We start from the raw sequence: 12,397 nt of genomic DNA on the forward strand, positions 1-12,397 counted from the left end.
TTGTCCAAGCTCGCCCGACGGTTCCCTCGCTTCACGTCAAGGGGTTGAACAAGCGAGCCTCAAGGCTCGCATTATGACGGGTTTCCAACTGGCATGCGATTTGAAGGGAGGGAAGACCTAGAATTGAATCGATAAGGAATCGCGACATGGCGTACAAAATTGTAGCCTCCCAATGCACGGTGTGCGGGGCTTGCGAATTCGAATGTCCGAATGCGGCGATCCGCCTCAAGAATGACATCTACATCATCGACCCAAAGAAATGCACTGAGTGCGAGGGGCATTTCGACACCCCGCAATGTGCGGTTGTCTGTCCTGTCGAAAACACTTGCGTGCCGGCGTCGCCCTGACGCGCGGCCTAGCGGACCACGCATCGCATGGACGCCGTCGACTGGCTCGGAAATTTCCTGTCCTGCCGCGATTGTCCGCATGGGGAGATTCGCGAGAAAGGCCTCTGCGATCTCGGGCGGATTTGCGTGCGTGATCGGCGGGCCCGCCGCATAGACAGGTTCTTCGCCGCGAGTCCGCAAGAGTCCGCAAAATATCTCGATCATCCCTATTTTGAACTGCGCGTCGGCGCGGTTAAATACGCCAACGTCTTTCAATTGCGCGCGCTGATCGACGACGAGGAGCCGGACGTCAGAGCCATGGTGGCGCAGCGTCTGCCGTTGCGTCTTGCCGAGAAACTGATCGACGACCCCGACCGCAAGGTGCGCATGGCCATGGCCCAGCGAGTCGAGGGCGCGGGCCTCGTGAAGCTGCTTTTCGATGAAGACAGCGGCGTGCGCCTGATCGCCGCGCGTCGCGCGCCGCCTGAGATTCTCGCTGGCGCGATGAACGATGACGACCCGCAGGTGCGTTGCGAAGCGGCGCGGCGGATCGCCCTCGACAGGCTCCCGGCCCTGGCGCGCGACCCCGAACCGCGCGTGCGCATGATTATTGCAGAGCGGTTGGCGCCGACACAACTGGGGCTGCTCGTCGCCGACGAAGATTTGCGAGTTCGCTTCTTGGTGGCCGAGCGATGTGGATTGGAGCTGCTCGCGCGTCTGCGCGCGGATCCTGATCCGGAGGTCAGGTGCCTCGTCCGGGCGCGCCTGGACGAAGCGCAACAGTAAACGGAGAGCGAAATGGCGGCGGTGCAGGAGACAGTTGAACAAGTTCGCCGTGTCGGCGCTGATCAATATAAATATGGCTTCGTCACCGACATCGAATCCGACCTCGCGCCCAAGGGTCTTTCCGAAGAGGTGATCCGCTTCATTTCGGCGAAGAAGGACGAGCCGGAATGGATGCTCGAATGGCGGCTCGAGGCCTATCGCCGTTGGCTGACGATGACCGAGCCGAAATGGGCGCGCGTCGACTATCCGGCGATCGACTATCAAGATCTCTATTACTACGCGGCGCCGAAGTCGACGGCCGGGCCGAAATCGCTCGACGAAGTCGACCCCGAGTTGCTGCGCACATACGAAAAACTTGGCATTCCGCTGCATGAGCGCGAAATTCTTGCCGGCGTAGAGCGACCAGACGGCGGAGAGCGCCCGCGCGTCGCCGTCGATGCGGTTTTCGACTCGGTCTCCGTCGCAACGACTTTCAAGGAGGAGTTGAAGAAGGTCGGGGTGATCTTCTGCCCGATCTCCGAGGCGCTGCGCGAGCATCCCGAGGTGGTGCGCAAATATCTCGGTACGGTGGTGCCGACCTCGGATAATTTTTTCGCGACGCTGAACAGCGCGGTGTTTTCGGACGGCTCTTTCGTCTATATTCCGCCCGGCGTGCGTTGCCCGATGGAATTGTCGACTTACTTCCGCATCAATGAAAAGAACACCGGACAGTTTGAACGGACGCTGATCATCGCCGACAGCGGTTCCTACGTGAGCTATCTCGAAGGCTGCACCGCGCCGAAGCGCGACGAGAACCAGTTGCATGCGGCGGTGGTCGAACTCGTGGCGCTGGACGACGCCGAGATCAAATATTCGACTGTGCAGAATTGGTATCCAGGCGACGAGAACGGCAAAGGCGGCATCTACAATTTCGTGACGAAGCGCGGCGATTGCCGCGGCGCCAATTCGAAGATCAGCTGGACGCAGGTCGAGACCGGTTCGGCGATCACCTGGAAATATCCGAGCTGCGTGCTGCGCGGCGAAAATTCGCGCGGCGAATTCTACTCCATCGCAATCTCCAATGGTCGTCAACAGGTCGACTCCGGCACCAAGATGATCCATCTCGGCAAGGGCACGACGAGCCGCATCATCTCGAAGGGCATTTCGGCCGGTCGTTCCTCCAACGCTTATCGCGGCCTCGTCTCGGCGCATCGCAAGGCGGAAGGCGCCCGTAATTTCACCAATTGCGACTCGCTGCTCATTGGCGACGCCTGCAGCGCGCACACGGTCCCCTACATCGAAGCGAAGAACCCGTCCTGCGTGTTCGAGCACGAAGCGACGACTTCGAAAATCTCCGAGGAGGTGTTGTTCTATTGCATGCAGCGCGGTCTGTCGCAGGAAGACGCCACCGCGCTCGTGGTCAATGGCTTCGTGCGCGACGTCTTGCAGCAGCTGCCGATGGAATTCGCGGTTGAGGCGCAAAAACTGATCTCGGTCAGTCTCGAAGGCAGCGTCGGCTGACGCCTCAAACATTTGGGAGTGGTTTAAATGACCGCGCTATTGGAAATTCGTAACCTCAAGGCCGAGATCGCCGGCAAGCAGATCCTCAACGGCTATGATCTCACCGTCAAGGCGGGCGAGGTGCATGCGATCATGGGACCGAACGGCTCGGGCAAATCGACGCTGTCTTATGTGCTCTCTGGCCGGCCTGGGTACCAGATCACCGAGGGGCAGGCGCTGCTTGCTGGCGCCGATCTGTCGCAGATGAGCGTCGACGAACGCGCTGCGGCGGGGCTGTTCCTCGCCTTTCAATATCCGCTGGAGGTGCCGGGCGTCGCTACGATGACCTTTTTGCGCGCCGCGCTCAACGCGCAGCGCAAGAAGCGCGGTGAGGAGGAAACGTCTTCGCCCGATCTGATTAAGCGCGTCAAAGAGATCGCCAAGATCCTCGACATGGACATGGAGATGCTGAGGCGCCCGGTGAACGTCGGCTTCTCTGGCGGCGAAAAGAAGCGCGCCGAGACGCTGCAGATGATGCTGCTCGAACCCAAGCTGTGCATCCTGGATGAGACCGATTCCGGCCTCGACATCGACGCGCTGAAGGTCGTCTCCAATGGCGTCAATCAATTGCGGTCGAAGGACCGGGGCATCGTCGTTATCACCCATTATCAGCGCCTGCTCGATTACATCACGCCGGACGTCGTTCACGTGCAATCAGCCGGCCGCATTGTGCGGACCGGGGGGAAGGAGCTTGCGTTGGAGCTTGAAGACACAGGCTACGCGCGCTACCAAAACGAAGCGGCTTAAGTCATGAGCAACGCACCGAGCGCTCCCGCGCGCAAACTCACCGAGGCCGAGGCTCGCCTGGCGGAAATCTTCGCCTCGCAACGAAGCGCCGGCGCGCCGCAACTTGCCAAGCTGCGGACCGCCGCCTTCAGCGCCTTTTCGAAGACGGGCCTCCCCAACCGACATGATGAGGCATGGAAATACACGGATTTGCGCGCCCTGCTGCGCGATGTGAAGCCCTTGGCCGCGCCGCCGGAAGAAAGCGTCAAGCAAAACCTGCGGAATGCGGCGGTTCTTGCAGGCGTCAACGCTCGGCGCATCGTCTTCGTCGGCGGCTATTTTGATCCGAAACTTTCCGATCTCGGCGATTTGGAAAAAGGGTTGAGCGTGATGTCGCTGTCCGAGGCCTTGGCCAAGGGCGACGCCGCGACGATCGCGCAGCTCGGGAAAGTTGGCCAGGTTGACGATCCCGCTTTCGCACTCAACACGGCTTTCATGGGCGAAGGCGTCGTCATCCGTGTCGGCGCCGGCGTATGCGTGGAGCGACCGATACAATTGGTCTTCGTGGCGGGCGCGCAGCCGGCGACTTATTTCCTGCGCTCGCTCGTCGTCGTCGAAAACGGCGCGCGGGCGACGCTGATCGAAAGCTTCGAGGGCGCTACGACACAGGAATATCACGTAAACGCCGCGACAGAAGTCGTGCTGGAAGAGGGCGCGTCGCTGGACCGACTCAAGATCAGCTGCGAAGGCGACGCCGCGATGCACGTCGCGACCTTCGTCGCCTCACTCGCTCCCAACGCCCAGCTGAGCGACCTCGGGCTTAATCTCGGCGGAGCCGTGTTGCGCAACCAGTCCTTTGTCAGCCTGAACGGGCAGGGGGCCCATGCCGGCGTGCGCGGCGCCAATATTTTGAAGCACAAGGAACATGCCGACGCGACTTTGTTCCTCGAACATGCGGCGGAACGTTCGGAGAGCAAGGCGCTGTTTAAATCGGTGCTGGACGATGCGTCGCAGGCGGTGTTTCAGGGCAAGATCCTGGTTCGGCCCGGCGCGCAAAAGACCGATGCGCGCATGATGGCTCGCGCGCTGTTGCTGTCGGAAGGCGCGCAGGCCAATTGCAAACCGGAGCTGGAAATCTTCGCCGACGACGTGCAATGCGCGCATGGTTCGACGGTCGGCGCGCTGGACGAAAACTTGGTTTTCTATCTGATGGCGCGCGGGATTTGCCAAGCGGAAGCCGAAGCGCTGCTGACCGAAGCTTTCGTTGGGGAAGTGATCGACGCCGTGGAAAATCGCAGCCTTCGCGAGGCTCTATCCGCCCTCGTTTCCGAGCGACTGAGAGTGCGAAAATGATCCCACAGCTAGTGAACGATACAACATATGACGTTGCGCGGTTGCGTCGCGACTTCCCGATCTTGGACGTAAGAATTCACGGCCTCCCGCTCGTCTATCTGGACAATGCGGCGTCGGCGCAAAAGCCTCAAGCGGTTCTCGATCGCATTCAGCACGCCTATGCCGGCGAATATGCGAACGTTCATCGTGGACTTCACTTCCTCGCCAATGCCGCGACGGAGCAATATGAGGGCGCCCGGGAAAAGCTACGCAATTTTCTCAACGCAGAGCGTTCGGAAGAGATCGTTTTTACGAGAGGCGCGACGGAGGCGATAAACCTGGTCGCGCAATCTTTCGCGCGCGACAGGATCAGCGCCGGCGACGAAATCGTCGTATCGATCATGGAACACCACGCCAACATTGTGCCGTGGCATTTCCTGCGCGAGCGCAATGGGGCGGTCATCAAATGGGCGAAGGTCGATGACGAAGGAAATTTTCTTCTGGATGAATTTGAAAAGCTTTTGACCGAACGGACAAAGATCGTAGCCGTGACACACATGTCCAACGTGCTAGGCACGGTGGCGCCAATTAAGGAAATTGTGGGCCTCGCTCATGCGCGGGGGATTCCGGTTCTTATAGATGGCTCCCAGGCCGCCGTTCACCTCGATGTGGACGTTGTGGATCTCGACTGCGATTTCTACGTCGTCACGGGGCATAAGCTCTATGGACCTACGGGGATTGGCGTTTTATATGGAAAATACGAGCATTTGGCTGCGATGAGTCCGTTTAACGGCGGCGGCGAGATGATTCGGGAGGTGCGGGAAGAGGGTGTTACCTACGGAGATCCGCCGCACCGCTTCGAAGCCGGCACCCCAGCGATCGTTCAGGCGATTGGGCTTGGCGCCGCGGTTGACTACATCAATTCGATCGGCAAGTCCCGTATTCGGGCGCATGAACGCGAATTGCTCGAATATGCGACGGAGCGATTGCGCGAGATAGATTCAATGCGAATTTTAGGCGCGGCGGAAGAGAAGGGCGCCATTGTTTCCTTTACGATGGACGGCGCGCATCCCCACGATATCGCCACCATCATCGATCGCTCTGGAATCGCCATCCGGGCGGGAACCCACTGCGCTATGCCGTTGTTGAATCGCTTCGGCGTCACCGCCGCCTGCCGGGCCTCGTTCGGGCTTTATAACACAAAGGACGAAGTCGACCAGTTCGTTCAGTCGATATGGAAAGCGCGTCAGCTCTTCGCGTAGGCCCGTGAGCTCCGCCCGATCGCCCACGCGATCGATCGGTAACGTAGGCGACACACGGCACTATGAAGACTGAACCGACAAGCCCGGGCGGCTTTCTTGATCTGGGCCAATTGCGCGCAGATCTTGTCGATCAATCGCCCGCCCTCGCGGCGCGGCGCTCTGGCGCCGCCGGTGCGCTTCACAGGACTCCACACCAGCTCATCGGGGGTCAGCTCAGGCGCGTCCACCTTTCGGATCCATACGCCGAAATCCAGGCCATACTGACGGGAATCATTGCCATTGATCCAATGAAACTCCAACTGTTCTTGACGCGCGGTTAGACTACCACGCTGGCCGCGACACAAACGCACGGCCCCCCAAGCCTGGTTTGAAGACCGCCGCCGGCCATGGCCAACGAAATTGTCGCCTAATTCTCGACTCTGAGTGAGATGTTGAATTTGTAACAAGCTTTACCGCGCGTAATGTAGAGACATGTTTGAATATTGACATTGTTGGTTCTCGACACTGCTTTGATTTATCGAGCTTTTTCGCAGTAGAGGCGCTGGCATGGTTGTTGCGATCCCTGCGGCAAACTGATGCATCGGTCCGTCTCAGCCGAGAGCCGGCGTAGGCGACTTTGCAGCGCAGAAGGAAACAAGCCATGGCGTCTTTGGATGTTGGAACGGCCGGTGCAGTTGAAGGGGTGAACGCGGCGATCGCGATGGATGACGTGATGCAGAAGATCGCCGAGCACAAGGGCTGCGGCACGTCAGGCGGCAGCGGCAAGGCGAGCTGCGGTTCGGGCGCCGGGCAGGGCGACCTGCCGACGGAGATCTGGGAGAAGGTCAAGAACCATCCTTGCTACAGCGAAGAGGCGCACCATCACTATGCGCGCATGCACGTCGCCGTCGCGCCCGCCTGTAACATCCAATGTAACTATTGCAACCGAAAATATGATTGCGCGAATGAGTCGCGTCCCGGCGTCGTCAGCGAGAAGCTGACCCCGGAGCAGGCCGCGAAGAAAGTTTTGGCCGTCGCCTCCACCATTCCGCAAATGACGGTCCTGGGCATCGCCGGCCCGGGCGATCCGCTCGCTAATCCGGAAAAAACTTTCAAAACCTTCGATCTGATCTCACGCACCGCGCCGGATATCAAGCTCTGCTTGTCAACTAACGGTCTCGCTTTGCCGGATCACGTTGATACGATCGCCGGCTACAACGTCGATCACGTCACGATCACGATCAATATGGTCGACCCGGAAGTCGGCGCGAAGATTTATCCCTGGGTGTTCTGGAAGCATAAGCGCTACACCGGCGTCGAGGCGGCGAAGCTCCTGACTGACCGTCAGCTGCAGGGGCTCGAAATGCTCACCGAGCGCGGCATTCTGTGCAAAGTGAATTCGGTGATGATCCCCGGAATTAACGACGAACACCTTGTCGAGGTGAATAAGGCGGTCAAATCCCGCGGCGCGTTCCTCCACAACATCATGCCGCTTATTTCGGCGCCGGAGCACGGCACGGTGTTCGGCCTTAACGGCCAACGCGGTCCCTCGGCGCAAGAGCTGAAGGCGCTACAGGATAGTTGCGAAGGCGAAATGAACATGATGCGCCATTGCCGACAGTGCCGCGCCGACGCGGTTGGCCTGCTCGGTGAGGATCGCAGCGCTGAGTTCACCACGGAAAAGATCATGGCGATGGAGGTCGATTACGATCTCGAATCCCGCAAGGCCTATCAGGAGAAAGTCGAAGAAGAGCGCGTCGCCAAGGTCGCCGCGAAGCAGGAAGAACTGGCGACTCTGGCCGGCACCGCGAGCGACATCAAATTGCTGATCGCCGTGGCGACCAAGGGCTCGGGTCTGATCAACGAACATTTCGGCCACGCCAAAGAGTTCCAGGTCTACGAACTCTCGACCTCGGGCGCCAAATTCGTCGGCCATCGCCGCGTCGATCTCTACTGTCAGGGCGGATATGGCGACGAAGACAGTCTCGAGACGGTGATCCGCGCGATCAACGACTGCCATGCGGTGTTCGTCGCGAAGATCGGCGGCTGTCCGAAGAATGACCTGCTGAAGGCCGGAATCGAACCCGTCGATCAATTTGCGCATGAGTTCATCGAAAAGTCGGCGATCGCCTGGTTCAAGGCCTATCTCGAAAAAGTGAACAGCGGCGAGATCGAACATCAGGAGCGTGGCGACGCGGAAATCAGGCAGGGCGCGCTCATCAACGCGGCCTGAGCAGACGTTGCCACACTCTACGTCACCAAATCAAAGCGTAGGAGCAAAGGATATGGCGCTTAAAATCATCGCCTCGCAGTGCACGAGCTGTTCGGCCTGTGAGCCTGAATGCCCGAATGTGGCGATCTACGAAAAGGGGGGCACTTTCGTGATCGATCCAAAAAAATGCACGGAGTGCATCGGCCATTTTGACGCGCCGCAATGCGCCGCCGTCTGTCCAGTCGACAACACCTGCGTCATCGACAACGCCTATCCGCGTTATCAGGCACCGGCTTAAGGGGGTTCGCAATGAAATTTACGCTTACGCCGGCCGCACAAAAATTCATTCGGCGCATGGTGCAGTTTAGCGCCAATCCAGGCGGAGGCTTTCGCTTGCTGGTGTCCCCGGGCGGTTGCTCGGGGCTCAGCGCGATATTCGACGTCGAAGCCGCGCCGCACGCTGGCGATCAGGAATTCCTTGTCGCTGGCGTGAAATTTTATCTGCCGGCGGAAAGCCGCTTGCTGCTGGACGGCGTGACGATTGATTTTGCCGACTCCTCGACGAGCGGCGGCCTCGTCTTTCACGATCCGAAAAACACCGGATCCTGTAAGAGCGCTAGCGCGCCCGTCGTGGAGCAGATGCACTAAGGGCGCGCCCAATGGTGACCGGCGAGCAAGCCATACTGAGCTCCGACGAGAAAGAACTTCTCGCCGGAGCGTTGCTTGGCGAGGGCCTGCCGCCGGAGGCCGAAAGATTTCTCGGTCTCGCGAGCGAAACCTACGCCGATTCCGAAACGGCGGAGCGCTATTTGCGCCAGGCCCAACAATGGGCCCCTGATCATGCCGCCGTTTTGATCGGCTTTTATCGTTTTTACTTTTACAAAGGCAGATTGCGGGAGGCATTGGAGATCGCCAATCGCTGTCTCGAAAAAGCGACGCGCGAGAACAATATGCCGCGAGACTGGCGGCGGGCCTGCGCGCAGGACGCCGTTTTCGATCGCTATGACGAGATGTTGCCGCGCTTCTTCCTCTTCACATTGAAGGGCTACGCCTATTTGCAGATGCGCCTCGGCGCTCTCGACGAAAGCCGCGTCGCGATCGCCAAGCTTCTCGAACTCGACCCCACCGACAAGATTGGCGCGAAGGTTTTGCAGGGCATCCTAGACAGGATTGGGCTCGACGATGACGCATGAAATCGACGAGGCGCGTGACTGGCGCGGGCGGGACATCGATTGTGCAGATTGTGCGCACCAAGAGTTGCTCGCCGCGAGACGTTGTGAATTGCGCAAGGCTTGCGTAAATGATCGGTACGCGCGGCGAATCGATCGTTTCTTCAATTGGCATCCTGAACTCGCCGACCGCTATCTTTCGCATCCGCATTTCGAAGTGCGCGCCATCGCGGCGAAATTTGCCAATCCCTTTCTTTTACCACGGCTCCTGTCGGATCCCGACGAGACGGTGCGGTGGGAAGCTGTTCAGCGGTTGCCGGCGCGCTATCAGCGTGAATTACGCAATGACCCGCATCGCGAAGTCAGGATACGCATCGCAACGCTTCTCGACGACCCGGATCTTGTGCCGATGATGCAGGACAAGGACTATTACGTGCGCATTGTGATTGCGCGCAAGGTCGCGCCAGCGTTGCTTGTGGCGATGCTCGACGATGTGGAAGTTGAGGTGCGACGGATCGTTGCGCAGCGTATCGACGCCCAATGGCTGGGGAGAATGGGTCGAGATTCAAGCGCTGATGTGCGTCTGGAAGCCGCGAAAAGAATGACCCCGGAACAGTTGTCGGATTTGAGAGACGACGTAGATTGGCGACTGCGCCATTACGTAGCGACGAGACTGAACGTGGAGGAAATCGGATATCTGATCCATGACAGCGATCCGCTCGTCGCGGAAGCCGCCCGCCAGCGTCTCGCGGCCGAGGGCCCGATAGGATGACCCGCCTGGCGCCCGCGCTGCGCCATTGGCGCCGCCGCTTTCGGCGTCAACTCGCGGGCCGCCCCACGGCGAACTGCAGCGGCGCGCCGCCCGCTGTCGGGGGCGTCCCGGCTGCGAGGGCGTCGGCGAGCCGATCAAGCCGGATCAGCGCGAGGCCCCTATCGCCGCTGTGTGAACCGGCAACGCCGATCTCGATCTCGCCCGCTATCACTTTTGTACCGGGCGCCGGAGCCTTGCCGTCTACATGGTAAGGCGTCACGCGCTTTCGCGCGAGGTTGCGATGCTTGGTGCGCGCAACGACTTCCTGGCCGATGTAGCATCCCTTGGTGAAATCGACGCCGGCGAGCAGATCCATGTTGGCTTCGTGGGGGAATGCGTCGCCATAGACAAAATCCACTCCGCCTTGCGGCACGCCGGCGGCGATGCGCGCCGCTTGATAGTCTTCATGCGCGTCCTCGGCCTTGGTCCCGCGGGGCGCGATCAGCCTCCAGCCCAGCGTCTCGGAGCGCGGGTCCCGCGCGATCGCCAGCGCGGGAATTTTTGGACGCGCCTCGCCGAGTACGGCGAAGGCGGCGAGTTCGTCGCTTTTGGATGTGAAACTCACCGCCGCGCGCAACTTATACATGCCGAGACGGCGCAGGAGATCCAGCTCCAGCTCCTTCGGGCAATCGAGCAAATAGCCGCGGGTCTCGCCCTCGCCTTGCGCGAAGACCAGGAAGTCGATCAATATCTTGCCCTGCGGCGCCAACAACGCGCAAAAACGGGCGTCGCCCGGGGCGAGTTTGGCGATGTCGTTGGTGACCAGATTATGTAGGAAATTAGTCGCGTCGGCGCCGGAGATTTCGACAACGCCGCGCTCCTCCAAGCTGATGACTGCTGACATTGCTTCTTACCCCAAACCGCGATCGTAAGCCGGAATTGGATAGACCCTTTTAATGATGCAAGGATATTGCCATGGTTTTATATGGGGCGGAAAGCCAGAACGCGAGAAGTTGCGCTGCGGCCGCAACCCTATAGGGATGCGGCCGAAAACGCTCGTCATTTGGACAAATGTCGCCCATGCTTTTGGTGCGAATTCATGCCCCCTAAACCTCTATAACATTGTCGCCCCGCATCGGGTGTTGTTAGCTTTTTGACATTGCCGCAATGGGAGGCGGGTGTCACACAAATAGTTGAAAATGTGAGCTTTTATCTCTGCAAGAAATTCCCTCCGGCACTGGCATGGACATTGCGAGCCCATGGGCTGCGACAGCATCGAGGGCCGTCGAAGAGAACCTCTTACTGCGGAGTCCTTCTCTACCTCGGCAGCGACCGCAATGCGCAGCGAGCGAGCTGCCACAGAGGCTAAGGGCTCAACAGGAGACAGACATGTCGTCATTACGGCAAATCGCATTTTATGGCAAAGGGGGCATCGGCAAGTCGACGACGTCCCAGAATACTCTCGCGGCGTTGGCCGAAATGGGTCATCGCATTCTAATCGTCGGCTGCGACCCGAAGGCCGACTCGACGCGCCTCATTCTGCACGCCAAGGCGCAGGACACGATTCTGAGCCTCGCCGCGAATGCCGGCAGCGTGGAGGACCTTGAGATCGAAGAAGTGATGAAGGTTGGGTATCGCGACATTCGTTGCGTCGAGTCGGGCGGTCCGGAGCCGGGCGTCGGTTGCGCAGGCCGCGGCGTCATCACCTCGATCAACTTCCTAGAGGAAAACGGCGCATATGAGGACATTGACTATGTGTCCTACGACGTGCTCGGCGACGTCGTCTGTGGCGGCTTCGCCATGCCGATCCGCGAGAACAAGGCGCAGGAAATCTACATCGTGATGTCCGGCGAGATGATGGCCATGTATGCGGCCAATAACATCTCCAAGGGCATTTTGAAATACGCCAATTCGGGCGGCGTGCGCCTGGGCGGGCTGGTCTGTAACGAGCGTCAGACCGATAAGGAGCTGGAGCTCGCGGAAGCGCTGGCGAAGAAGCTTGGCACGCAGCTCATTTATTTTGTGCCGCGCGACAATATCGTTCAGCACGCGGAGCTGCGCCGCATGACGGTGCTGGAATATGCGCCGGATTCGGCCCAGGCTAACCACTACCGCAATCTGGCGACCCGGATCCACGCCAATCAGGGCAAGGGCATCATTCCGACGCCAATCACCATGGACGAGCTCGAAGACATGTTGATGGAGCACGGCATCATGAAGGCGGTTGACGAGAGTCAGATTGGCAAGACCGCCGCCGAGCTTTCGGCGATCGCGTAAGTCTTAAATGCAAGAACGTCGACCTCCCGCCTGCGGGA

Annotated in this window: 13 protein-coding genes; 12 read left to right on the plus strand and 1 reads right to left on the minus strand. The window is 59.7% G+C overall.

The window, feature by feature from the left end; all coding sequences use genetic code 11:
• Positions 1–146 precede the first annotated feature (146 nt).
• The 11 genes from WOC76_RS22805 to WOC76_RS22855 all read left to right on the plus strand — a co-directional run bounded on the left by WOC76_RS22805 (position 147) and on the right by WOC76_RS22855 (position 10,103).
• The gene (locus tag WOC76_RS22805; protein ID WP_341103070.1) at positions 147–347 is read left to right on the plus strand and encodes a 4Fe-4S dicluster domain-containing protein; all 201 of its coding nucleotides are present in this window, start codon (positions 147–149) and stop codon (positions 345–347) included.
• Between the two features lie 27 nt (positions 348–374).
• Positions 375–1,112 (plus strand): 4Fe4S-binding leucine-rich repeat protein, encoded by a 738-nt coding sequence (locus tag WOC76_RS22810; RefSeq protein WP_341103072.1) that lies wholly within the window; start codon positions 375–377, stop codon positions 1,110–1,112.
• Positions 1,113–1,124: 12 nt separating this feature from the next.
• A complete protein-coding gene (gene sufB, locus WOC76_RS22815; protein ID WP_341103074.1) occupies positions 1,125–2,612 on the plus strand; it encodes a Fe-S cluster assembly protein SufB in 1,488 nt (495 codons plus the stop codon).
• Between the two features lie 27 nt (positions 2,613–2,639).
• Positions 2,640–3,398, plus strand: coding sequence for a Fe-S cluster assembly ATPase SufC (sufC, locus tag WOC76_RS22820; RefSeq protein WP_341431611.1), 759 nt, complete (start codon positions 2,640–2,642; stop codon positions 3,396–3,398).
• 3 nt (positions 3,399–3,401) lie between these two features.
• The gene (gene sufD / locus WOC76_RS22825) at positions 3,402–4,730 is read left to right on the plus strand and encodes a Fe-S cluster assembly protein SufD (protein WP_341103076.1); all 1,329 of its coding nucleotides are present in this window, start codon (positions 3,402–3,404) and stop codon (positions 4,728–4,730) included.
• Positions 4,727–5,971: a cysteine desulfurase gene (locus WOC76_RS22830; RefSeq protein ID WP_341103077.1), complete on the plus strand. Its 1,245-nt coding sequence runs from the start codon at positions 4,727–4,729 to the stop codon at positions 5,969–5,971. Before sufD ends, WOC76_RS22830 begins: the two co-directional genes overlap by 4 nt.
• Positions 5,972–6,671: 700 nt before the next feature.
• The gene (gene nifB, locus WOC76_RS22835) at positions 6,672–8,183 is read left to right on the plus strand and encodes a nitrogenase cofactor biosynthesis protein NifB (protein WP_341103593.1); all 1,512 of its coding nucleotides are present in this window, start codon (positions 6,672–6,674) and stop codon (positions 8,181–8,183) included.
• 52 nt (positions 8,184–8,235) lie between these two features.
• Positions 8,236–8,460, plus strand: a complete 225-nt coding sequence (locus WOC76_RS22840) for a 4Fe-4S binding protein (protein WP_341103079.1) — start codon at positions 8,236–8,238, stop codon at positions 8,458–8,460.
• Positions 8,461–8,471: 11 nt separating this feature from the next.
• A complete protein-coding gene (locus tag WOC76_RS22845) occupies positions 8,472–8,810 on the plus strand; it encodes a HesB/IscA family protein (RefSeq protein WP_341103081.1) in 339 nt (112 codons plus the stop codon).
• Positions 8,811–8,821: 11 nt separating this feature from the next.
• Entirely contained in the window at positions 8,822–9,355 is a 534-nt protein-coding gene (locus tag WOC76_RS22850) for a tetratricopeptide repeat protein (RefSeq protein ID WP_341103083.1), read from the plus strand.
• Complete coding sequence (locus WOC76_RS22855) at positions 9,345–10,103, plus strand: 4Fe4S-binding leucine-rich repeat protein (protein ID WP_341103085.1); 759 nt, start codon at positions 9,345–9,347, stop codon at positions 10,101–10,103. The genes WOC76_RS22850 and WOC76_RS22855 overlap by 11 nt, the downstream gene beginning before the upstream one ends.
• A 46-nt stretch (positions 10,104–10,149) precedes the next feature.
• On the opposite strand, the gene ygfZ is transcribed toward WOC76_RS22855, so the two are convergent.
• Positions 10,150–10,986 (minus strand): CAF17-like 4Fe-4S cluster assembly/insertion protein YgfZ, encoded by an 837-nt coding sequence (gene ygfZ / locus WOC76_RS22860; RefSeq protein WP_341431612.1) that lies wholly within the window; start codon positions 10,984–10,986, stop codon positions 10,150–10,152.
• Between the two features lie 485 nt (positions 10,987–11,471).
• On the opposite strand from ygfZ, the gene nifH reads away from it, so the two are divergent.
• On the plus strand, positions 11,472–12,359 hold the full coding sequence (gene nifH / locus WOC76_RS22865) for a nitrogenase iron protein (protein WP_341103089.1): 888 nt from the start codon (positions 11,472–11,474) through the stop codon (positions 12,357–12,359).
• Positions 12,360–12,397 lie beyond the last annotated feature (38 nt).

Source organism: Methylocystis sp. IM3, assembly GCF_038070105.1.
Taxonomy (GTDB): domain Bacteria; phylum Pseudomonadota; class Alphaproteobacteria; order Rhizobiales; family Beijerinckiaceae; genus Methylocystis.

Bases quoted from the DNA above. Each gene is read 5' to 3' on its own strand.
- WOC76_RS22830 (WP_341103077.1), top strand. From the start codon at position 4,727: ATGATCCCACAGCTAGTGAACGATACAACATATGACGTTGCGCGGTTG.
- sufC (WP_341431611.1), top strand. From the start codon at position 2,640: ATGACCGCGCTATTGGAAATTCGTAACCTCAAGGCCGAGATCGCCGGC.
- WOC76_RS22805 (WP_341103070.1), top strand. From the start codon at position 147: ATGGCGTACAAAATTGTAGCCTCCCAATGCACGGTGTGCGGGGCTTGC.
- WOC76_RS22845 (WP_341103081.1), top strand. From the start codon at position 8,472: ATGAAATTTACGCTTACGCCGGCCGCACAAAAATTCATTCGGCGCATG.
- WOC76_RS22840 (WP_341103079.1), top strand. From the start codon at position 8,236: ATGGCGCTTAAAATCATCGCCTCGCAGTGCACGAGCTGTTCGGCCTGT.
- nifH (WP_341103089.1), top strand. From the start codon at position 11,472: ATGTCGTCATTACGGCAAATCGCATTTTATGGCAAAGGGGGCATCGGC.
- sufB (WP_341103074.1), top strand. From the start codon at position 1,125: ATGGCGGCGGTGCAGGAGACAGTTGAACAAGTTCGCCGTGTCGGCGCT.
- WOC76_RS22810 (WP_341103072.1), top strand. From the start codon at position 375: ATGGACGCCGTCGACTGGCTCGGAAATTTCCTGTCCTGCCGCGATTGT.
- ygfZ (WP_341431612.1), bottom strand. From the start codon at position 10,986: ATGTCAGCAGTCATCAGCTTGGAGGAGCGCGGCGTTGTCGAAATCTCC.
- sufD (WP_341103076.1), top strand. From the start codon at position 3,402: ATGAGCAACGCACCGAGCGCTCCCGCGCGCAAACTCACCGAGGCCGAG.
- WOC76_RS22850 (WP_341103083.1), top strand. From the start codon at position 8,822: ATGGTGACCGGCGAGCAAGCCATACTGAGCTCCGACGAGAAAGAACTT.
- nifB (WP_341103593.1), top strand. From the start codon at position 6,672: ATGGATGACGTGATGCAGAAGATCGCCGAGCACAAGGGCTGCGGCACG.
- WOC76_RS22855 (WP_341103085.1), top strand. From the start codon at position 9,345: ATGACGCATGAAATCGACGAGGCGCGTGACTGGCGCGGGCGGGACATC.